The 21,640-nt window shown below is 40.0% G+C and carries 19 protein-coding genes; 9 read left to right on the forward strand and 10 right to left on the reverse strand.

The features are described 5' to 3' along the window. The first annotated feature begins 101 nt into the window (after positions 1 to 101). The 3 genes from I6F47_RS04890 to I6F47_RS04900 all read left to right on the forward strand — a co-directional run bounded on the left by I6F47_RS04890 (position 102) and on the right by I6F47_RS04900 (position 2,239). On the forward strand, positions 102 to 800 hold the full coding sequence (locus I6F47_RS04890; RefSeq protein WP_197183438.1) for a hypothetical protein: 699 nt from the start codon (positions 102 to 104) through the stop codon (positions 798 to 800). 435 nt (positions 801 to 1,235) lie between these two features. Beyond that, complete coding sequence (locus I6F47_RS04895) at positions 1,236 to 1,751, forward strand: hypothetical protein (protein ID WP_182780850.1); 516 nt, start codon at positions 1,236 to 1,238, stop codon at positions 1,749 to 1,751. Between the two features lie 122 nt (positions 1,752 to 1,873). Further along, positions 1,874 to 2,239, forward strand: coding sequence for a cupin domain-containing protein (locus I6F47_RS04900; protein WP_165722991.1), 366 nt, complete (start codon positions 1,874 to 1,876; stop codon positions 2,237 to 2,239). A gap of 45 nt (positions 2,240 to 2,284) precedes the next feature. Here the strand turns inward: I6F47_RS04900 and I6F47_RS04905 are convergent, their stop codons facing one another. From I6F47_RS04905 to I6F47_RS04940, 8 genes are all read right to left on the reverse strand, one after another. After that, a complete protein-coding gene (locus I6F47_RS04905; protein WP_197183439.1) occupies positions 2,285 to 2,740 on the reverse strand; it encodes a GNAT family N-acetyltransferase in 456 nt (151 codons plus the stop codon). Positions 2,741 to 2,800: 60 nt separating this feature from the next. Then, entirely contained in the window at positions 2,801 to 3,394 is a 594-nt protein-coding gene (locus tag I6F47_RS04910) for a DUF2238 domain-containing protein (RefSeq protein ID WP_007583339.1), read from the reverse strand. A 61-nt stretch (positions 3,395 to 3,455) separates the two neighbouring features. Beyond that, positions 3,456 to 4,247, reverse strand: coding sequence for an SDR family oxidoreductase (locus tag I6F47_RS04915; protein ID WP_197102409.1), 792 nt, complete (start codon positions 4,245 to 4,247; stop codon positions 3,456 to 3,458). A gap of 26 nt (positions 4,248 to 4,273) precedes the next feature. Then, a complete protein-coding gene (locus I6F47_RS04920; RefSeq protein ID WP_024597905.1) occupies positions 4,274 to 4,777 on the reverse strand; it encodes an Mpo1 family 2-hydroxy fatty acid dioxygenase in 504 nt (167 codons plus the stop codon). A gap of 84 nt (positions 4,778 to 4,861) precedes the next feature. Continuing rightward, positions 4,862 to 5,269: a hypothetical protein gene (locus tag I6F47_RS04925; protein WP_197183440.1), complete on the reverse strand. Its 408-nt coding sequence runs from the start codon at positions 5,267 to 5,269 to the stop codon at positions 4,862 to 4,864. 71 nt (positions 5,270 to 5,340) lie between these two features. Next, positions 5,341 to 6,015: a Crp/Fnr family transcriptional regulator gene (locus I6F47_RS04930; RefSeq protein ID WP_197183441.1), complete on the reverse strand. Its 675-nt coding sequence runs from the start codon at positions 6,013 to 6,015 to the stop codon at positions 5,341 to 5,343. A 3-nt stretch (positions 6,016 to 6,018) separates the two neighbouring features. Beyond that, entirely contained in the window at positions 6,019 to 6,690 is a 672-nt protein-coding gene (locus I6F47_RS04935) for a hypothetical protein (protein WP_007583329.1), read from the reverse strand. 64 nt (positions 6,691 to 6,754) lie between these two features. Beyond that, complete coding sequence (locus tag I6F47_RS04940) at positions 6,755 to 6,979, reverse strand: hypothetical protein (RefSeq protein ID WP_231609163.1); 225 nt, start codon at positions 6,977 to 6,979, stop codon at positions 6,755 to 6,757. A 458-nt stretch (positions 6,980 to 7,437) separates the two neighbouring features. Here I6F47_RS04940 and I6F47_RS04945 point away from each other — a divergent pair, with 458 nt between their 5' ends. From I6F47_RS04945 to I6F47_RS04955, 3 genes are all read left to right on the forward strand, one after another. Next, on the forward strand, positions 7,438 to 10,404 hold the full coding sequence (locus I6F47_RS04945) for a TonB-dependent receptor (protein ID WP_197183442.1): 2,967 nt from the start codon (positions 7,438 to 7,440) through the stop codon (positions 10,402 to 10,404). A 102-nt stretch (positions 10,405 to 10,506) separates the two neighbouring features. After that, positions 10,507 to 12,057: a tryptophan halogenase family protein gene (locus I6F47_RS04950; RefSeq protein ID WP_197183443.1), complete on the forward strand. Its 1,551-nt coding sequence runs from the start codon at positions 10,507 to 10,509 to the stop codon at positions 12,055 to 12,057. Then, a complete protein-coding gene (locus tag I6F47_RS04955; protein ID WP_197183444.1) occupies positions 12,050 to 13,537 on the forward strand; it encodes a tryptophan halogenase family protein in 1,488 nt (495 codons plus the stop codon). Before I6F47_RS04950 ends, I6F47_RS04955 begins: the two co-directional genes overlap by 8 nt. Positions 13,538 to 13,854: 317 nt before the next feature. Here I6F47_RS04955 and I6F47_RS04960 read toward each other — a convergent pair whose 3' ends face one another. After that, entirely contained in the window at positions 13,855 to 16,431 is a 2,577-nt protein-coding gene (locus tag I6F47_RS04960; protein ID WP_197183445.1) for a glycoside hydrolase family 3 protein, read from the reverse strand. A gap of 240 nt (positions 16,432 to 16,671) precedes the next feature. On the opposite strand from I6F47_RS04960, the gene I6F47_RS04965 reads away from it, so the two are divergent. The 3 genes from I6F47_RS04965 (at position 16,672) to I6F47_RS04975 (ending at position 20,636) form a co-directional block, all read left to right on the forward strand. Further along, on the forward strand, positions 16,672 to 18,000 hold the full coding sequence (locus tag I6F47_RS04965) for a GH1 family beta-glucosidase (protein WP_197183446.1): 1,329 nt from the start codon (positions 16,672 to 16,674) through the stop codon (positions 17,998 to 18,000). Between the two features lie 32 nt (positions 18,001 to 18,032). After that, positions 18,033 to 19,559 (forward strand): MFS transporter, encoded by a 1,527-nt coding sequence (locus I6F47_RS04970; RefSeq protein ID WP_197111431.1) that lies wholly within the window; start codon positions 18,033 to 18,035, stop codon positions 19,557 to 19,559. Between the two features lie 75 nt (positions 19,560 to 19,634). Then, positions 19,635 to 20,636, forward strand: coding sequence for a LacI family DNA-binding transcriptional regulator (locus tag I6F47_RS04975; protein ID WP_024594396.1), 1,002 nt, complete (start codon positions 19,635 to 19,637; stop codon positions 20,634 to 20,636). A 12-nt stretch (positions 20,637 to 20,648) separates the two neighbouring features. Here the strand turns inward: I6F47_RS04975 and I6F47_RS04980 are convergent, their stop codons facing one another. Beyond that, on the reverse strand, positions 20,649 to 21,593 hold the full coding sequence (locus tag I6F47_RS04980) for a LysR family transcriptional regulator (protein ID WP_165723004.1): 945 nt from the start codon (positions 21,591 to 21,593) through the stop codon (positions 20,649 to 20,651). Positions 21,594 to 21,640: the final 47 nt, after the last annotated feature.

A 21,640-nucleotide genomic window follows, 5' to 3' on the forward strand; every position in this document is an offset into this window, starting at 1 on the left:
GATTGAACCAAAATAGGAACTCAGCTATGGTTTATTTATCAATAAAAATAAATAAAAAACGAGTTAATCTACAGGCTCGTTAGCAATACAAGGAGAGTCAGTTGCAAATATTCATATTTATTTTACTTTTTTGCTCATTCTCTATTTCTGCGAATATCTTTGAGGATATTACATGCGGCTATGACGCATCAAAGTATCCAAATAAAACAGAGTTTAAAGGAAGTGCAGAGAGAGAAGTATCAGAAGTTGGCGTAAAAGAATTTTTTGATAAACTAGGGACAACAGACTTATCTCAAAAGCCATGGTTATTTGAATTAATTGATAGAACAACGGGTAAATACAAAAAATCTTTTCCTAGTAGATCACATAATTCAGAAAATAAAGCAGTAATTGAGAATCAAATCATACAGCCAGAAATAATTATAAATTTAGGCAATAATATTATCACTGGTAGTAATCGTGGTGAGTTTGGCGGTGAATTACTGTTAATTGATGAAAGTGATAAAGTTACACTAATCAAAGAAATGAATGTTGAAGATATTTACGAAATGCCGTTTGGTTTGGTAGTAACGTCAGGCTTAGCACATATGATGTCAAACTACGGAGATTTGCATTTAATCTCTAATGATTTCAAAATTCAAAAGTTATACAGTTTGGTTGGTAAGCCTAAATCGTCTTGGTTACTAGAAAATGGTGATTTACTCATTAATAGTTTTCCATCAGGCTCACAGGTTTTAACTAAAGGTGGTTTCATGAAGCGCGTGCAATGTATTGCTAACAATCCAATCAAGGAGGACTAAAACAGTCTGCTCGGTCCCGCTTCATGCAAAATTAGGATGACACCCATCCTAATTACCTTGAACGGACTTTCCTTTAAATAAAAAGCGGTACATTACAGTGAACAAAGGTATGAATAAATTGACCTTACGGGGTCAAATGAAAGTGAATACCTTACTTCACGCTGCGGCAACTGTATTGCCTTGTTCATAATATAGAAAAGCTGTAAAACACGATGCATTAAGAAGGATAAGCCATTTTACCCTAAATAAAAGCCACTCAAACACCCGTCCCCCCCTTCCAAAACGCTAATTAAAACAATATCAAACACTTCAATATTCTACGTAAAAATACAGTAATCAATTGAACCAAAATAGGAACTCAGCTATGGTTTATTTATCAATAAAAAAATTTAAAAACGAGTTAATCTACAGGCTCGTTAAGTTACCAAGGAAGATATGCGTAAATTTCTGGCATTGGATATAAAATCTCAAATAGACTTGCGAGAAAAGTATCCAGATCTTGATAAGTTGTATGCTGCAGAAGATACAGATGCATATACTTACATGGCGGTTTCGGTTTTCGATCGTTGGTTGGGAGCAGAAGACTCAATTAAATACTTATCTGATGTTGCTGATGAGGAGCAACAAAGTAGAGATGCAAAATTCGTTAAATTTGCGAAAAAATTAATCGACAACACTGAGGTTCTAAACTTTACATTTAAAGGTCGTTGGAGTTCAGCTAAACCACAGTTTCGCAAATTCACCTCGGACGCAGCTAAAGAAGCTTACCTAATGTGCGCTCCACATAATGTAGATAGTAGTCATTTTTATAAAGTGATGCTGCCTGAGTTGGAGGCTGTATATTTTGAAAGCTGGGACGACACTAATGTTTTCTATTTACGTAATCCTAAACACGCAGAAAAAATTGAAAAATGGGCTAATGAATGTGGCTTATACCGTCTAAATAGGTAACTTAACAAGCGCATCAAAAATGACGTCAAACGCTTGGCTGACGCTCATTCTTCGCTAATTTTAGCCAAGCATTATCCGCATTTTATGCGGGCGCTAGCAGTACTAGCTATAGAGAATTTTTCATGAAACAGAATGCAATCAATTTTAAAGAAAAGTTTACTAAGTTTACAGATCATTGGTCTCCTCGTGTAATTGCAGAAATGAATGACTATCAGTTTAAATTGGTCAAAGTAGAAGGTGAATTTGTATGGCATGATCACCCGGATACTGACGAAGTTTTCATTGTAATTGAAGGGTGCCTTAACATTGAATTTCGCGATGGAGTCGTTACATTAGAATCAGGTGAAATGTTTGTAATCCCTAAAGGCATTGAACATAAACCTATAGCAACTTCAGAATGTAAAATCATGATAGTTGAACCTAAAGGTGTTGTTAATACTGGTGATTCAGGTAGCGAACTTACAGCAGAAGATGATGTTTGGGTGTAATGCACAGCTAACAAGAACATTAGACGGAATTTACTCTTCCCCCATTTAATAGGTATCACGATTGTTTTTACCATACACATTCTCAGGACTTATTTGCATTAGTAGTGCGGGGTTGTCTATTGATTTAAACCCGTATTGTGCATAAAGGCCATGCGCATCAGAAGTCGCTAATAAAAAGCGCCTGAGCCCTTGTAGCTCAGGATGCTCTACTATTGTTTTAATAAGTAACTTACTCAGCCCATTACCTTGCAAGTGCGTGGTAATAAATACATCGGCTAAATAGGCAAAGGTTGCTTTATCGGTCACTACTCGGGCAAAGCCAACTTGTTCGTTATGAGCGCTGTAAACACCAAAGCACATTGAGTTATCAATTGCTGATTGCATTACGCTTTTAGGAATGCCTTTGGCCCAATAGCTATTAGCAATAAAGTTATAAATAACGTTAAAGTTAAGTTTGCTTTTGTCTGTGCTTATTGAGTAGTTACTAATGTTTGCGCTCATAAGTTAATAGTCTTTTTTATCAATGTTTTTATAAACATTTCTATAGAACGTTCCTATAGCCTATAAATAATCTTTAACGTTTTTTAGCTGTTTGTCGTGTACTTTTGAAAGTACTAACAATGAGCAAATAGCCCCAAATAACGCCAGTCCCATATCTGATTGGGTATCCCACACGTAACCTTGCGTGCCTAAAAATGCTTCTGCGTTTTCGCCGCTTAATACTGCAACCCACCATTCTATTAATTCATAAAAAGCACTAAATGCTAAACATACCGAAATAACAAAGGTGATTAACCAGCCTCGACCATTTACTACTTTTTTGCGCAGTAAAATTTCGCGTGCTAGTAGTGCAGGTACAAACCCTTGAAAAAAGTGCCCTACTTTGTCGTAGTTATTACGCTCGCTACCAAATAGGTTATCGAAAAAAGGGACTTCGGCGTAGGTGTAATGCCCGCCAATCATCAGCACTATGCAATGCGCTAAAATAAATGTATATAAAATAGGGGTAAGTTTAAAGTGGCTATAGGTACTTGCTAGCAGCACTAAACCAATAATTGCGGGGATAACTTCAAGCAGCCATGTAAATTGATCTTTTGGGTTAATACCAGACCAAATTAATACAATAAAAAACAGGCTCAACCATAAATACTTCATTTAGAATCCTTTTCTAAATTGATCAAATTTACGGCATTTTACGCCTTTGAAATAAACGACGCTACCTATAGTTTGTTTTTGCAGTAATGCGATTAAACAAAGTAGGAAAAAAGCGCTTAATTGTAGGCGCCCAACCACTTAAACCTTTGCCAATAATCACTTCGTCTTTTTTATTACTTATGGCACGAATCATTTTTGTAGCAGCTACGCTTACATCCATGCCATTCTCTATCGACTCTTCTGGTTTATTTTGCGCTATGCCTTGCTCGTTTAGTGAATTATGCGCAATTGCTGTTTTAATAGAGCCAGGGCAAATTGTTAAACAATGAATGTTATGTTGTGCTACTTCTGCACGTAGGCAATCCATAAAACCAACAACCGCATATTTAGAACCCGAATAACCCGTTCTAAATTTTGAACCTACTTTACCCGCCACACTACTAATAGACACAATTGAGCCACTGCGCTTTGCCACCATAGCAGGCAGTAAAGCTTTAGTAAGTGCAATTAAGCCAAAGTAATTAACCTCCATTAATTGGCGATACACGTTAAAGTCGTTTTCTAAAAATAAGCTACGCTGCGATACGCCGCCGTTATTAATTAAAATATCAATTGCAGGAAGCTCGTTCATTTTTGCTGTTATTGTGCTCAGTACGTGTTCTGGCTGGGCTAAATCAAGCGATATAACTAAGTGCCCTTCGCCTTTAAGCGTTGCTTTTAAATCGTTTAGTTTATCTACATTGCGCGCCGATAAAATAACACGCGCTCCAAGCTCAGCAAATTGTATAGCAAGCTCTTTACCAATGCCTGATGATGCGCCGGTGATCCACACGGTTTTATTATTATATTGCATAAGCACCCGTAATTAATTTTTATTAGTTAAGCCTTTGTAGGGCCAGCTATTGCGTTTACTTCATCTTCTAATGTTTTGTAAAAACCCATTAAAAATAGTAGTTCAACAGTTACGTACAAAGGGCCTATAATTAAACCAATTAGGTCATCTACAAACGCCGGTTTTTTACCTTCGTAATAATGCCCAATAAACTGTAATACCCAGCCAAATACAAACACACCTACGCCAATACTCAACCAAGGCCAAAAAGCCATTGCTGCAATGGGCTGAGCAGCAACAAGGAGTAAGGTGAATATCACGGCCATAATAAAGCCAAGCGAAAAGCTCAGCATAAAATAATAAACAACCGACGCTAATACAAAAAGTTGTGCGCCATCAATTACTACACTACCAAGGGGAATTTGAATGCGCGCTAGTAAACACAACGCTGCAAATACAATGAGCGGAATACCAAAAAAATGCGTTAGTACATTACGTTTAGAACGATGATACAAACCATATTTACCAAGCTGCTGTTGAAGTGTTTTCATTGTTTTGCCTTTATTTTTATATATAAAACTTACTTTAGCAAAAGTAGACACAACAACAATGTCAGGTATCCGACACTTTGTAAATTAAACAAATGCAGAAATTATTTTACCCGGCTCATACTCACCTTTCATATCCGTTCGCTCGCGCCCTTTTTGATACTCTTGCTCAAGCATTTTTTGAAGTTCCTCTATTTTATCAGCAATTGCGCTAGGGTCTGCGCCCTCACTTTGCTGTTCTTTAATGAGCTCTTCTATTGTCGCTTTTAGCTCGTCTATTTTGTTTTTGTTTACACCTAAGCGCTGATAAACCAGCGCTTCTTGGGCACTTTCTAAAAACGTTTGATCTTTTGGCGTTGAGATTATGCCTTTAGCATCATTTGGTTTTTCATTAGGGAGGGTATTAGTTGCCGCAACTTCGCTTGAACCTGCCGCTTTATTTACTGTTGGAGAGTTATAATTACTATATTGATTTTTAAAGGTTATTGTAGTCATTAGCTCAAATCCATTGTTGCATTACATATTATGTAGCAATTTTGGTTCCAACTAAATAAAGCAGCTTCTATTTAAGCTTGTGTAGCTCGGGCCTGTAACTTTTGTTTATCTAAAACAGTTATGCGTTGATACCCCAAACTAATAGCTTTTAAACTAACAAGCTGTTGCAGTATTTGATTAATAGTTTGGCGCGTTAGGTAGGTCATATCAGCAAGTTGCTGTTGAGATAAAACAAGCGGTGTTAAGTGCTCTGTATGCTCACTTAGCATTAAAAGCCGATTGCATACTTTTTGCTCAGCGCTTAACAGGGCGTGATCTTCCATTGAGGTAAACATTAGGCGTAACTTTTGTGCCAGCAATAAACCAAACTCTTGCCAATATTGTGGCTGTTCGTTTAATAGCTGTTCAAGCGCGCGTTGGGGCACGTAAAAAAGCACAACATCAGTTTGTGCATATACATCATGAGTGCGCAGGCCACCATCAAACAAGGTAACTTCGCCAAACCACAGTGATGAATCAATAAAGCTCAATACGGCTTCTTTGCCTTCGTTACTTACGCCACTAATACGCACCACGCCGCTAAGCACGGCATAAATTCCATCGTGCTTATCACCTCGCAAAAATAATGATTGCTGAGCTTTTAGCGAGAGCGTTTTGCCCTGCGTTAATAAAAAGCTTTTTAAATAAGCGCTACGGTTTTTAAACCAATGCCCTTGCTCTATTACGTTTTGCTGCTGTGGAGTCATTATTTACTGCATTTGCTTATTAAATGGCTGTTTTTCGATAACCAATTTTTTAGGGAAATTTAAATCGGTTGCTATAACAAAATCATCGTAAGGATCATTACCCGAAAACAGCTCAGTTATTAATGTATCGTTTTTATAAACATTAACGGTTACACCGCTGCCCATACCGCCTGAGTTAATAATATAATAATGATATTCGCCGTTACTAAAAAATAAAATACTCTCGCCAATACGCCCTACTTGCCTGTAGTAACTACCAAATGGAGCATCCGGTGTTGCTTCTTTTTCAAGCCCTATGTCATTAACTCTACCAAATCGATAACTAAGCGATGAGTCATCTTTTGCAACACAAATAGAAAGCACTTTATCGGTAGGTTCTAACTTGTAGGCTGTACTTTCATCTGGGTTACGCACAACTTTATGCATTTTTGCGTTAATGTAGGCTGCTTCATTACTTTTACAATGTGTTGCTAGCATACCGACCACTAAAGCGGGTTCGTTTGTTTGAGCTGCTGGAGGTGTGTTTACTTTGAGATCAGAGGGTAAGTTACTTGCATTACTATTTAGCTGAGGGCTATCTTGCATTGCCATGCTTTGATCGTCACAACCAAACAGTGCAAACAAGAAGAAAGAATAAAAGCTCGCTAAAAATTTAATGCGCATAATAAAATCCATCTATGAGAGAGCCTTTAAAATAGCGATAAAACTAGCGACCCGCAACACTCTTATGCGCAATACTTTATAAGTTTATTTTTAAACCATCTTCTGCAAAAACTACGTTACTTTTTAGTGATTTAATTAACGATTTTTTAAACAATTGCTGATTTTTTAATGACCGATTCATAAAATGAGATAGAACCGCCGTTTTAGGTGCAGCCTCAATTAGTACCTTAGTGATTTGACTTGGGGTAATGTGTAAATTTTTAGCCCCGTCTGATGCGTTTTCATCAATTGCGTTGTGCATAACCACTACATCGGCATTTTTAGCAAAGTCAGTAAATGTGCCTATTTTTTAGTTGAGTGACCAACGGCCAATTTATTAATTTTAGCTTGTATTAAAAGCTGATTTAAACACCTTATAAAAGTGTGTAAATAACTAAATTAATCAATAATTGGTTTTCTTATAATAAAATGTTGTTACAGCACTATTTCAAACAGTTTTTTATAACCACTTGTAATTTATAATTTAAATAAAATTAAATCTAAAAAACATACATTTTAAAAACAATTTAGTCTCATTTTATTAAAACAATAGTTGACCCTATTTAAAATTTAAACTAGCATTTCTGGAAGCGCTTCCACAAAGCTCAGTTAAATAAACCTTTCTGGAAGCGCTTCCATACATTTGACAATGTTTATAATTACACAATAACAGCCCCATACAGCTGTTAATAATAATGATAAAAGTGCGAGGGAAACCGAATGTCCAACCATATTGTAAGAAAAACAAAGATAGCGACCAGCCTATCTCTGATTTTAGGCGCATCAATCTCTTTACCTGTATATGCACAAGAAGCAAATACAGATGTTGAAGTAATTCAAGTTACTGGTTTTAAAAGCAGTATTAAAGAGTCAACTCGGCTAAAACGCGACGCCGCAGGTGTTGTAGATGCTATATCAGCTGAAGATATTGGTAAATTCCCCGATACCAACTTAGCCGAGTCGCTACAGCGTATTACGGGTGTGTCGATTGATCGTTCAAATGGTGAAGGCTCTAAAGTAACGGTTCGTGGTTTTGGCCCCGACTACAATATGGTAACCCTAAACGGGCGTACAATGCCGGCGGCATCTTTGCCTGCAGGCGGTGGTACACCCAGCTCTCGTGCATTTGACTTTGCAAACTTAGCGTCTGATAGCGTTAAATCGGTTGAAGTATATAAAACGGGTAAAGCTAGCATTGCATCAGGTGGTATTGGCGCAACAATTAATATTAATACCGCTCGCCCACTCGACAATCCAGGCTTTGTTTCAAGCATTGGCGTAAAAGCATTACACGACTCAACAAACCGTGTTGGTGATGACATAACACCAGAGCTTTCAGGCTTAATTAGCTGGACCGACAGTGAAGCTAAATTTGGTGCCTCGTTAACTGCAAGCATGCAACAGCGCGATAGCTCATCAACAGGTGCGTTTGTAAATCAATGGAATACATCTGCTTTTGACGGCACAATCCCACAAGCAGCAGACGATATTGTTTTAACTAATGCACCCGCCGTTGGCCAGCTTTATTCAATGCCATCAGATTTGCGCTACACCATTGCCGACAGAGAACGCACTCGTACAAACGCACAATTAACGCTGCAGTACAGCCCAATTGACGATTTAACAGCCACGCTTGATTACACATATTCTAAGCAAGATTTATTCGAAGCCCGTGCTGAGCAATCAATATGGATGGATAACTACAAAAGCGCGCTAACATTTGACGACAACACGGTAAAAACCCCTATTTACTACCGAGAAGAACGTCGCGATCAGCAAACACGCGATTTAGGCTTAGCGTTTCAAGAGCTAAACCAAGTTAATCAAAACGACTCTATTGGTTTAAACGTTGAATACTATTTTAATTCAGAATTGAGCTTTATGTTTGATGCGCACAATTCAAAAGCCACTAGCAAACCAGATGCACCTTACGGCAGCTGGGTAAACGCAGGCTTGGGCGCAAACGTAGTTAACGCACAAGAAGTTGATTTTAGCCGCGAACTGCCATCAATGAGTATCGATTTTGATGATTGCCGCCGAGACAACCTAAATTGTAATAACACGTTAGATGCCTCTGATGTGGGTACGTCTATTTTAGATTCTAACTTTGCTCGCCAAGAGTCTGAAATCACAGAATTTAGAATCCATGGTAAATACGAAATTGAAAACGGCGCAATTGACTTTGGTATAGAGTCTCGCTCTATGGAAAGCCATTCACTGCAATCACTTACACGTAATACAATGGGTAACTGGGGTATAGAAAACCCAGGCGAACTACCTGATGGCTACCTAAACCCAACAAACTTTTTAGCTGAGTTTGACGACTACGATACATCGGGCTCGTTCAACCAAGGTTATACCGGCAGCGCATCGCAAATTGGTTACTGGGCAGGTGAAGAATACGGCTTTAATTTTGCAGCCGATGGCGCATTTGCAACTAACCGCACCATTGAAGAAGATATAACCGCAGCGTTTGTGCAATTTACTTACAATGGTTACATTGGCGATATGCCATACAACATTGTTATTGGCGCACGCCAAGAGTCTACTGACATTACCTCAACGGCTAATATCGACTTACCTAACGCAGTAGCATGGGAAGGTAATAACGACTTTAACGTTCGCTTTGGCTCAGATAAAGAAGATTTCACGCTTAAATCTAGCTACGATCACTTTTTACCAAGCTTTGACTTTGACATAGAAGTAATCGAAAACGTGAAAGCGCGTTTTTCTTATAGCACAACAATTGCTCGCCCAACTTACGACAACTTAAGTTCAGCAGCGACTGTTGGTGTACCGGGTGCCCCTACTCTTTTAGCGGGTTCTTCACCGGCTACAGCGTCAACGGGTAACCCTGGCTTAGTGCCGCTTGAATCAGACAATATTGATGTATCGGCTGAGTGGTACTTTGCAGAAACAAGTTATGTGTCGGTAGGTTATTACACTAAAGACATCGAAAACTTTATTGGTTTAACACCAATGACGCAAAACTACTACGGATTACGCGATGCAACAGCGGGTCCTCGCGCACAAGCTGCCATTGCTGAACTAGAATCTCGCGGACTTGCCCTAACCGATTCAAACTTATTTCAAATGGTTGCCGCTACAGAAAACAACGTTGATTTTGACTCTATGACCTACGAAGAGTTTGAAGCCGCTTACGATGTAATTGCTAACAGCGATGACCCATTACTAGAATTTACAGCGCAAGTACCTACCAACAATAAAAATGCCACCATTGATGGTTTTGAAATTGCCTTTCAACACTTTTTTGGTGAAAGCGGTTTTGGTGTGCAAGCAAACTACACCACAGTTAATGGCGACATCGACTTTGATGTAAACGCCGACCCTACTACAACACAATTTGCACTAGTGGGTTTAAGCGATACAGCTAACTTTATTGCAATGTACGAAAACGACGATTTTCAAGCACGTATTGCTTACAACTGGCGTGATAAGTTTTTAAATAGCGCAGCTCGATACGTAAATGAGCCAGGCTTTACTGAAGAATATTATCAAATCGACTTTAATGTTGCGTACAACTACAGCGAGCAACTATCGTTTTTTGTTGAAGGCCTTAATATTACTGAACAAAACAGCCGCGAACATGGCCGTACGTCAGTACAATTGTGGAACCTACAACAGCTAGGTGCACGTTACAATATTGGTATGCGTTACAACTTCTAAAGGTAATACAAAGTAAAGCCGTTAGTTTTTACTAGCGGCTTTTTTGTATTTAAAACAGTATTGATGCTAGTTTAATTGTTATCAACTTTAGGGTGTTAACTCATGACCAAACCAGTAACAAAAATAGTCGTTTTAGGTGGTGGTACTGCCGGCTGGCTAAGCGCAGGCTTATTAGCCGCCGAACACCCGCACCTTAATGTAACGTTAGTGGAGTCGGCAAATGTGCCTATATTGGGCGTGGGCGAAGGTACGTGGCCGTCAATGCGTAACACGCTACAACGTATTGGCATTAAAGAAAGTGATTTTATAACCCAGTGCGACGCGTCATTTAAGCAAGGTTCTAAATTTATAAATTGGCGCAACCTCAGTGAGGGAGAAAACTACTACCACCCTTTTATGAATCCACAAGGCTACGAGCACACTAATTTACACGCCAGCTGGCAACGCATTGCACCTAACCAAAAATTTGCCGACGTTGTTAATATGCAAAGCTTTGTAAGCCAAGCAGCACTTGCACCAAAGCAATTACAAACACCTGAATATGCAGCAGTTACCAACTATGGTTATCATTTAGATGCGGGTAAATTTGCTGAATTTTTAAAAAATCACTGTGTTAAAAACCTAAACGTTACGCATATTATTGACGATGTAACCGAGGTTATTAACGACGATCATGGCTATATTGCCTCATTAAAAACAAATAATAATGGCGATATAACGGGTGATTTATTTATAGATTGCTCAGGCTCTTGCGCTCGTTTAATTGGTGAGCATTTTAATAGTGAGTTTATAGCGCAAGATCATATTTTATTTAATAACAGCGCTGTTGCGGCGCAAATACCTAATGCACACGCCGATCAACCAATCGCCTCTGCTACGCTATCTACAGCGCAAAGTAACGGTTGGATTTGGGATATAGCCCTGCCAACGCGCCGTGGTACAGGTTATGTATTTAGTAGTAAATATCAAAGCGATGAAAGCGCAACAAGTACACTAAAAAGCTACATAGCCAAAAGCACCAGTGAGCAACGAGCTGAGCAACTTAACTACCGCGTATTAAAATTCAGCCCTGGTTACAGGCAAAAATTTTGGATTAAAAACTGTGTTGCCGTGGGTATGTCTGCTGGCTTTTTAGAGCCTCTTGAAGCGTCAGCACTTGCCATGGTTGAGCTTTCAATTAGCATGATAAGCGAGCAGCTACCGCAAAACCGCACCCACATGAGCCAGCTTGAAACGCGTTTTAATGACCGTTTTAGTACTCGTTGGCAGCGCGTTATTGAGTTTTTAAAACTTCATTATGTGCTAAGCGAGCGCAACGACACTCCTTATTGGCAAGATATTAGTAATTTAAATACCGCGCCCGAGCGCCTGCAAAACTTACTTAAACTTTGGCAATTTCAACCCCCTAGCCGCTTTGATTTTATTGAAAACGAAGAAGTGTTTTCATCAAGCAGTTACCAATACGTTTTATATGGCATGGGCTTTAATACACAAACAGTATCTGCACAAAATGCATTTAACGACCCACGTGCTGGGGATTACTATTATCAGCAAAACCGCGAAAAAATAGCGCAGTACTTAAATGGACTGCCAAGTAATCGCGCGCTTTTAAATCATCTTTTATCAAATAATGGGCAGCCACATAATGACTAAAACAAACGCTGTTAAAAACGTAGTAATTGCTGGGGGCGGCACTGCAGGTTGGATGGCTGCAGCAGCACTTGCTAAATTAGTTGGCAGCAATATAAACATAACCCTTGTTGAATCTGACGATATTGGCACTGTGGGCGTTGGCGAAGCAACAATTCCGCCTATTCGTACATTTCATAAATTGCTGGGTATAAACGAGCAAGCATTTATGAAAGCCACTCAAGCTAGTTTTAAATTAGGTATTAGCTTTGAAAACTGGGGCGATGAAAACACGCATTATATTCACTCATTTGGCGCAACGGGCAAAGAATGTTGGGCGGGTGAATTTCATCACTTTTGGCTGCAAGGTAAAGCACTTGGAATAAACAACCCATTTGGCGATTACTGCTACGAGCTGCAAGCGGCTAAAGCCGGTAAATTTGCGTTTAACCAGCAAAACCCCATTAACTATGCCTACCATATGGATGCCACGCGTTACGCGCAGTTTTTACGTGAATTTTCAGAGCCATTAGGTGTAAAACGTATTGAAGGTAAAATACAAAAAGTAGTAAAAAACACTAAAACAGGCCATATAGAGTCATTAACTTTAAATAGTGGCGAGTATATTAATGGCGACTTTTTTATTGATTGCACCGGCTTTAGAGGCTTATTAATAGAGCAAGCATTGCATACTGGCTACGAAGACTGGTCGCACTTATTATCGTGTAACAGCGCCATTGCCGTGCAAACAAAATCCACCAGCGATACCGTATTGCCACTTACCCGATCTATTGCCCACAAAAGCGGCTGGCAGTGGCGTATACCGCTGCAAAACCGTGTAGGTAACGGATTAGTATATTGCAGCCAATATATGGATGACGAACAAGCCAAAGCGCTACTATTAAATAACATTGAAGGTGAGGCTATTACAGAGCCGCGTATTATTAAATTTAAAACAGGCCGGCGCTTAAAAGGCTGGAACAAAAACTGCCTAGCACTTGGCCTTGCTAGCGGTTTTGTAGAGCCACTTGAGTCCACCAGCATTCACTTAATTATGTCGGGTATTATTCGCTTTATGCGTTTATTTCCGTTTAATGGCATTACCAATCACGCCATTGACGAATACAACAAACAGCTTAAAAGTGAAATAGAAAATATTCGCGACTTTATTGTGCTGCACTACAAAGTAACTAATCGCGATGACAGTGAGTTTTGGCAACACTGTAGCGCCATGGAGGTGCCAAAAACACTTCAACATAAAATTGATTTGTTTAAACAAACCGGCCGTGTATTTTTAGACGATGGCGACATTTTTAGAGTCGACTCGTGGGTGCAAGTAATGCTTGGTCAAGGTATTGAGCCTAATCAACATCACTTAATAGCCAGCATGATGAGTGATGAAGAACTCACCCGTTTTTTACACGGTATTAAACAGCAAATAGAACAGCGCGTTAGCCAATTACCGCCTCATCATGAGTTTTTAAAACAATATTGCCCAGCATAAAAAAAGCCCTTATTAGGGCGTGTTGTTCTTTGGTGGTTGAATTTGCAGCAGTATGTTTGGTTTTTAGGCAAGGCAGAGCCTATGTAGTGTGGTTATTCCCCATAAATAGGCGATAACGTAGCATAAATGCCAAACATGCGCTGCCCGTAGGGTTCTGCCTAGGGGCAATTTACTCTTTGTTGCTCGGTTTTTACTTAGCCCACTAGGTTACAAACCTCGCGCCGCGATTAAATTACCCCTAGATTGAACAAATTTCAATCCACAAAGATAAACACGCCCTTAGGGCTTTGGGTACACACAACAACTTTTACGTTTTATTATTCACACTTAACCACGGCGCTTTTAGCGCTTTGTGGTTCAAAGCTAATATCTGCAACTGAAACGCTAAGCTCTCCTGCCGTTTTAATAATAAAAGGGCTGGTTATTCTGGCAAAATCAACGCCCTTTTTAGCAAAACAGGTTAAATCTATACTCATGGTTTGCCATGTATTTAAATCAGCATTTTCAAGCTCATTAGTAATATCAAGCTCGCCGCCACAACCTTGTTCGCACTTCATTGCAAGGTATGTATGTGAGCTAGGTATTTGGTTTACTTTATAGCTAAAACTAAGGGCCGAATTTGCTTCAATGTAGGCCACTTTGTCTTCGGTAAAGTTACTATTAATTTCGATGTAGCTGGATGCAGTGCCATCAAAGTTAAATTGCATCGCATCTTCTTGAATCGCTTTGTCTTCAGTGCGATAAGTAATGCCACCGAGCTTTACACTGTTACTTGCTACTTGGTGCTGCTCGCTGTTTGAATTTAAAAACAAACGCCACGGCGTTTTAAAACTGCCATTAAATATAGACAACGGCGCAAGGTTACTAATATCAACACCTGAGTCTTCATTTAGATTATTGGCAAGCGTACTTTCATCTTTATATGTTAAACCAAAGCCATAGGGTAATAATGGTGAGTAATCAGCATCGCCCTTATTTACTGCGGTTTGTAGTGGCGATTTAGGCCATGAGAAAGACAATTTACCTTTAAAGTCGTACTGTACCTGCCCACTTGCATCCGCTAATAAAACATCTGCAATGCCTTGTCCTTCAGTGCCAGGAAGCCATGCTGCTACAAATGCATCTGACGCGTTTAGCTCGCTGTTAACCCACATTGGTCTGCCCGATATAAACACAGAAACAACCGGTATATTTTGCTGCTTTAATGTTTTTAATATTTTAAGAGAGCGTTTATTGTTACGTTCAAACTCAAGGTTGTCTTTATCGCCATGCCCCTCTGCGTATGGTTCTTCACCAAATACAACAATGGCTACATCGGGTTTGGTATTAAATTCACCCGTTGGGCTTAAAATAGCATTACCGCCAGCAGAGTCTATTTGCGTTTTTAATCCGGCATAAATAGACGTTGCCCCAGGGAAATCTGCATTTTGATTATTAGTTCCCTGCCACGTAATACTCCAACCACCCGATTGCTTGCCTATGTTATCGGCCGCATCGCCTGCAATTAGTATGTTACTTGATGGGTTAAGCGGTAATAAATGGTTGTTGTTTTTAAGCAGTACTAACGACTCTTGTACCGCTTGGCGGGCAATATCGCGATGTGCAGGTGCACCTATTAGTTCTAACTTACCTGAATATTTTCGATTTGCGGGGCTTGGTTTATCAAATAAACCCGCGCGTAATTTAACGCGTAAAATACGTGCCACGGCGTCATCTATTCGCGCCATTGTTATTGTGCCCGCTTTTACTTGTTTAATTGTATTTTCATAAAGTGGTTTCCAAGCACCCGTTGGCACCATAAAAATATCAAGCCCGGCATTAACAGCTTGCGGGCAGCTTTCATTTGTACAGCCGGCAACTTGTCCGTGCCCGTTCCAATCGCCTACAACAAAGCCATCAAAACCCATTTTTGTTTTTAGTACATCGGTAAGTAAGTATTGATTGCCGTGATTTTTTTTACCATTCCAGCTATTAAACGATGCCATAACCGACTGGCTACCTGCGGTTAAGCCTCCTATATAACCTTGCGCATGAATGTTATATAACGTTTCTTCGCTATCAATGTTGTCACCTTGATCGTCGCCATCTACCGTGCCGCCATCGCCTAAAAAGTGCTTAACAGTACTAATTACGCGTTTGTCACTTAAAAAATCATCACCAGCTCTGCCTTGTAATCCGTTTACAATTGCGGCTGAATATTCACGTACAATTGCAGGGTCTTCTGAGTAGCCTTCGTACGTTCTGCCCCATCGGTCATCGCGCACTACAGCAACTGTTGGTGCAAATACCCAATCTATCCCTGTTGCCATTACTTCTATTGCCGTAGCTGCTGCAATTTGCTCAATTAATGCAGGATTATTTGCTGCACCTAAACCAATATTGTGCGGAAATAACGTCGCGCCAATCACATTATTATGACCATGTACCGCATCAGTGCCCCACATAGTTGGAATTTTACTGCCATCAATTGAGTCATCAACCGATGCTTGATACATACTTTCAGCAAGTGTTATCCAATCGGCTGGCGTTGCATGCTTATCAGCATTCGGGAACGAGCCACCGCCATTTAAATAAGAACCAAAGCCATATTTGCGCATGTCTGCAGCGGTTATATCGCGAATTTCAGGTTGGATCATCTGCGCTACTTTTTGCTCAAGCGTCATTATTTTTAAATATTGTGCAATCGTATTTTCAATTTCAGGCGTTTTCACTACTTTGCTTTTAAGCGTTGGCCAAAGTGATAAATTACCTTGCTCATGCTCAGTATTTTTGGCTACGGCGCCTTGGCTATTATTAGCGTTAACCTCTTGTTTATTACACGCACTTAAAACGCATAATCCGCCTATTAAAATAGGGAGCATTCGTAACCTATTAGTGTTTAAGCTTTTTTTCATTTTTATAGCCCTGTGTTGTGTCAGTGTGTTTTTGTGCAGCACCTATTTGTTATTTAAATTTAACTATTGACCTACTTAGCAATAGCCACTAACCTAAATATGGAAGCGCTTCCTTAAAGTTATTAAATACCATCCTTAGTGATTAATCAAATTAAATATGGAAGCGCTTCCAACATTGAATTTAATACACGCTCTATACAAAGCAACCTTTACCAAAAAAGAAGCAGAGGTTTTCTCTTAATGAAACAATTATCTTTACCTAGTGGCTCACCCCTTTTAGCCAAAAATTTTACCTATGGTGTAGCTACGGCCTCATTTCAAATTGAAGGCGGCGCAACCGATCGCTTGCCATGTATTTGGGATACCTTTTGCAGTAAAGAAGGCAAAATAGTCGATAATTCAAATGGCGATGTAGCCTGCGAGCACTACACTCGCTGGAAAGACGATATAAACTTAATTGAGTCATTAGGTGTAGACGCTTACAGACTTTCTATTTCATGGCCGCGCGTAATGACTAAAAATGGCCACCTAAACCCGACAGGCGTTAAGTTTTATACCGACATTTTAGATGAATTAAAACGCCGTAACATTAAAGCTTTTGTAACGCTGTACCACTGGGATTTACCACAACATATTGAAGACGAAGGCGGTTGGCTAAACCGTAACACCGCTTACGAATTTGCGCATTACACAGATTTAATTACAAAAGCATTTGGTGATCGTGTGCACTCTTACGCCACCTTAAACGAGCCGTTTTGTAGCTCTTACTTAGGTTACGAAATAGGCGTACATGCGCCGGGTATTGTAGGTCGCGAGTTTGGTCGTAAAGCTGCGCACCACTTATTGCTAGGCCACGGATTGGCTATGCAAGTACTTGCTAAAAATAGCCCAAATACATTAAACGGTATTGTACTTAACTTTACGCCTTGTTACTCAGTTACCCAATGCGAAGAAGATTTAAAAGCGACTGCATTTGCTGATGACTACATAAACCAATGGTACATGCAGCCTGTAATGCAAGGTAAATACCCTGATATTATTAATCAGTTACCTAAAGCCCACCGCCCTGACATTTTGGATGGCGACATGGAAATAATTGCTCAACCACTAGATTACCTAGGGGTTAACTTTTATACCCGCATGCATTATCAAGCAAGCGAAACCGACTTTTACCATGAGCTGCCACATAAAGCGCCAATGACCGATATAGGCTGGGAAATTTATCCTAAAGCACTGACAGAGTTACTTGTATCGTTAAACGAAAAATACACCCTACCACCTATTTACATTACCGAAAACGGCGCAGCCATGGCTGACGAATTTAAAGACGGTGAAGTAAAAGATAACGACCGTATTGAATATTACCACGAGCATTTAAATGCCCTACATAATGCAGCTGAGCAAGGCGTAAAAGTAGATGGCTACTTTGCTTGGAGCCTAATGGATAACTTTGAATGGGCTGAAGGATATTTAAAACGTTTTGGTATAGTACACGTAGACTACAACACACAAAAACGAACTGTTAAAGCCAGCGGTAAAGCGTACACTAAACTCATAACAAGCCGATAAATTATCGGCTTATAACAATAAGAACACACACTGTGAACAAACTCCCTTTATACGAAAAAGTCGGTTACGCCATGGGCGATGCCGGCGCTAACTTAGTGTGGCGCGGCGCGCTTGCTTATTTAGCGGTGTTTTACACCGATACATTTGGCATATCGGCGGCTGCCGCTGCCATGTTGTTTTTAGTGGTAAGGCTATCTGATGGCGTAACCGATATTATTATGGGTATGATTGCCGACAGAACGCAGTCGCGCTTTGGTAAATTTCGCCCATGGATACTCTACTCGGCACCATTTTTGGGCTTGTTTATGGTGTTGTGTTTTACTACACCCGACTTTAGCACCACCAACAAACTTATTTATGCCTACGTAACCTACATAGGTTTAACGCTTGCCTACACCGTAAGTAACGTGCCCTATTCGGCACTTATGGGCGTTATGACACCAGACGACACAGAGCGCACAAAGCTCTCTGGTTTTAGGTTTGCAGGTGCGTTTACTGGTGGTTTATTGGTTATGGGTTTTTTACCTGAGCTAGTGGCATTTTTTGGTGGCGGCGACAACGCTAAAGGCTATCAGCTTACTATGTACTTATTTGCCAGCTTACTTATTATTTTAATGATTATAACGTTTGCGACCACTAAAGAGCGTGTAACACCGCACGCCTCAAATGAAGGGAATTTAAAATCAGAGTTATTTGATTTAACCAAAAGCTTGCCATTTATAATCCTACCTTTGCTTGCTACTACCTTGTTTTTTTATTACCGCGATTTATACAGCGGCGTATTTTTTGCCCTTGTTATGGCTGCAATGACATTCGTTATTAAAAAATTACTCAATAAAGATAAGCAAAGCTTAACGGGATCACAGCGCGACATGGTTGATCTTCTGACCAACAAACCCTGGCTGGTATTACTCGGTATTGGTTTTTTAACCATGATGTTTAATGGCATAAAATACGGCGTAATTGCATATTACTTTAAATACCACGTAGCTAATGAACTCATGGCTGGGCAATACTTTATTGCCTTATTGATTGTATCTATATTAGGCGCACTTGCCACAGGTAAACTGGCCGAAATAATGGGTAAACGAAACCTCTTTATTGCATCATTAATGCTAAGCGGGTTACTCACTACTGCATTTTACTGGGTACCTAGCGATAACCTAGTTGCAGTATTTACCTTTGGTTGCGCTGCTGAATTTTTTGCCGCCATGATGCCGACATTGTTCTTTAGTATGCTTGGCGATTCAGCCGATTATTCAGAGTGGAAAAATAAACGCCGCGCAACAGGGCTTATTTATTCTGCGGGTACGTTTGTACAAAAAACCGGTGGTGGTTTTGCAGGTGCATTAGTATTAGTGGTACTTGCAGGCTACGGCTATAACGGCATGGATGAGCTAACAATTACCCAAGCCCTACCTGGTATGCAGTTACTTATGAGCTGGATACCTGCCGCATTTGCTTTTTTAGGCGCCGCATTGATGCTTATTTATCCGCTTACCTCAGCGATGACGCAAAAAATAACAGAAGACTTAGCAATTAGACGCAGTAATGTGTAAATTAACTTTTAATGATTCTTCGCGCTTTATATTTTTATAAAGCGCGAGTAAAAACACATATAAGCTAGGACATCAATGGCGACAATTTATCAAGTATCAGAAATGGCAGGTGTGTCTTTATCAACTGTTTCAAGGGTGCTTAACGACAACGACTACGTAAGCAAAAAAACTAAAAAAAAGGTATTAGAAGCAATGAAAGAGCTAGGCTATCAGCCAAGTTCTATTGCTCGCTCTTTGGCGTCTAGCACTACAAACAGCGTCGGTATTTTAGTTTCTGAGTTGGATGGTCCGTTTTTTGGTCAAATGATGTCAGCCATTGAAGAGCACCTTCGTATTGCGGGTAAACACGTTATTATTACCCCTGGGCACAGTGACGAGAAAAAAGAAAAAAGCGGCTTTGAATTTTTAATAGGCCGTAATTGCGACGCTATTATTGCCCACGTAGAAGCGGTATCAAACGAGTATCTAATTGAGTTAAGTAAAGGCAAAACCCCTATTTACTTAATGAGCCGCTACGTTAAAGAAATTGAAGAAAACTGCATTAGCCTCGACAACGTAATGGGCGGCTATTTAGCCACTAAAGCCATGATCAACAAAGGTCATAAAAACATTGCGTACATAGCAGGCCCGCAGTTTAAAGAAGATGCGTCAAATCGTTTAAAAGGTCACAAACAAGCACTAGCAGAATACAACATCACCTTTGACGAAAACTTATATTATGTAGGTGACTTTAAAGAAACTGGTGGCAGCGACGGCTTAAGGCATTTTATTCAAAATAAAGCGCAAATAACTGCTCTTGTATGTGCCAATGACGAAATGGCATCGGGTGCTATGAAATACGCCCGCGAACACGGTTTTAACCTACCAAAAGATTTAGCCATTATTGGGTTCGATAACGTAATTTTTACCAATTACCTCTACCCAACGCTTACTACAATAGATAACCCAGTTCCCGAAATGGGCCGAGCTGCGGCTAACTTAGTACTTAAAGACATTTATAAAAAAAGCGGCATAACAGTAAAGCACGTGTTTCAGCCAAAGCTTATTTTAAGAGACTCAACACCCGATATTAATTAATAAAATTTAAGATTAATCTAAGTGTAAGTTATGTAACTCATTACGCACCCACTGCGTATCTAAATATTGCTCTACGTGCTGCTGCGCAAACTTTAAAAAGTTACGTGCAGCATGCGATATGTGCCTATCTGTTCGCATTACAAAATACCAATGACTCGCTAAATGGGTATCGGTTACGTTTAAAATTTTAAAACTTGTATCGTCTGTTGCAAGTACATGGCGTGATAAAACCGCAATGCCCATCCCCGATGCAACTGCAACGCGTATTGCTTCATTACTCGCCATTTGTACGCTATCGCTCAGCACTAAGCCTCGGCTTTGTAACTCGCTTTCAAATAACATACGGGTCGCTGAGCCATTTTCTCGGAGTAAAAAGCGATACTGCATTAAATCAGTTAATTTAACGGCTTTTACGTGAGCTAGCGGGTGGTTTAACGGCACTATAAATTCAAGTGGATTATGCAAAAAGCGCGCAGCTTGTGCGTGTTCAAGCGACGGCGGGTGGCTAAATACATAAATATCGTCCTCTCCTCGCTCAAACCTATCAAGCACCTCTGCCCTGTTACCAATCTCAAGCGGAAGTTCAACGTGGGGATGTAAATTACTATAGGGGCCAAGTAATTTTGGTAAAATATATTGCGCTGTATTAACCATGGCAATTTTACACCGACCCCGTGCTCCACCATTAAGCTCGGTTAAATAATCTTGGTAGTCTTCAAAATGACCAAATACCTGCTGGCAGGTTTTAAATAGCTCAAGCCCGGCATCGGTTACGTGTAGCTTTTGCTGTTGCATAAGTAATAACGGCTCGCCTACCGCTTCTTGTAATCGCTTTATTTGTAGCGATACCGTTGGCTGCGTTAAGTGTAAGCGCCTTGCGGTTTCGCTTATAGAACCCGTTTTAACCACGCTCATAAATACTTCAAGCAACCTAAACGATATATGTCGTAAATCCATACCTACCTCATAAACCTAACAAACTGCACTTAATAAATCAGCTATAG

This window comes from Pseudoalteromonas sp. NZS37 (assembly GCF_015864265.1).
GTDB classification, from domain to species: domain Bacteria; phylum Pseudomonadota; class Gammaproteobacteria; order Enterobacterales; family Alteromonadaceae; genus Pseudoalteromonas; species Pseudoalteromonas arctica.

Bases quoted from the DNA above. Each gene is read 5' to 3' on its own strand.
- I6F47_RS04955 (WP_197183444.1), top strand. From the start codon at position 12,050: ATGACTAAAACAAACGCTGTTAAAAACGTAGTAATTGCTGGGGGCGGC.
- I6F47_RS04975 (WP_024594396.1), top strand. From the start codon at position 19,635: ATGGCGACAATTTATCAAGTATCAGAAATGGCAGGTGTGTCTTTATCA.
- I6F47_RS04920 (WP_024597905.1), bottom strand. From the start codon at position 4,777: ATGAAAACACTTCAACAGCAGCTTGGTAAATATGGTTTGTATCATCGT.
- I6F47_RS04925 (WP_197183440.1), bottom strand. From the start codon at position 5,269: ATGACTACAATAACCTTTAAAAATCAATATAGTAATTATAACTCTCCA.
- I6F47_RS04915 (WP_197102409.1), bottom strand. From the start codon at position 4,247: ATGCAATATAATAATAAAACCGTGTGGATCACCGGCGCATCATCAGGC.
- I6F47_RS04910 (WP_007583339.1), bottom strand. From the start codon at position 3,394: ATGAAGTATTTATGGTTGAGCCTGTTTTTTATTGTATTAATTTGGTCT.
- I6F47_RS04945 (WP_197183442.1), top strand. From the start codon at position 7,438: ATGTCCAACCATATTGTAAGAAAAACAAAGATAGCGACCAGCCTATCT.
- I6F47_RS04980 (WP_165723004.1), bottom strand. From the start codon at position 21,593: ATGGATTTACGACATATATCGTTTAGGTTGCTTGAAGTATTTATGAGC.
- I6F47_RS04900 (WP_165722991.1), top strand. From the start codon at position 1,874: ATGAAACAGAATGCAATCAATTTTAAAGAAAAGTTTACTAAGTTTACA.
- I6F47_RS04935 (WP_007583329.1), bottom strand. From the start codon at position 6,690: ATGGATTTTATTATGCGCATTAAATTTTTAGCGAGCTTTTATTCTTTC.
- I6F47_RS04950 (WP_197183443.1), top strand. From the start codon at position 10,507: ATGACCAAACCAGTAACAAAAATAGTCGTTTTAGGTGGTGGTACTGCC.
- I6F47_RS04940 (WP_231609163.1), bottom strand. From the start codon at position 6,979: ATGCACAACGCAATTGATGAAAACGCATCAGACGGGGCTAAAAATTTA.
- I6F47_RS04930 (WP_197183441.1), bottom strand. From the start codon at position 6,015: ATGACTCCACAGCAGCAAAACGTAATAGAGCAAGGGCATTGGTTTAAA.
- I6F47_RS04960 (WP_197183445.1), bottom strand. From the start codon at position 16,431: ATGAAAAAAAGCTTAAACACTAATAGGTTACGAATGCTCCCTATTTTA.
- I6F47_RS04965 (WP_197183446.1), top strand. From the start codon at position 16,672: ATGAAACAATTATCTTTACCTAGTGGCTCACCCCTTTTAGCCAAAAAT.
- I6F47_RS04895 (WP_182780850.1), top strand. From the start codon at position 1,236: ATGCGTAAATTTCTGGCATTGGATATAAAATCTCAAATAGACTTGCGA.
- I6F47_RS04905 (WP_197183439.1), bottom strand. From the start codon at position 2,740: ATGAGCGCAAACATTAGTAACTACTCAATAAGCACAGACAAAAGCAAA.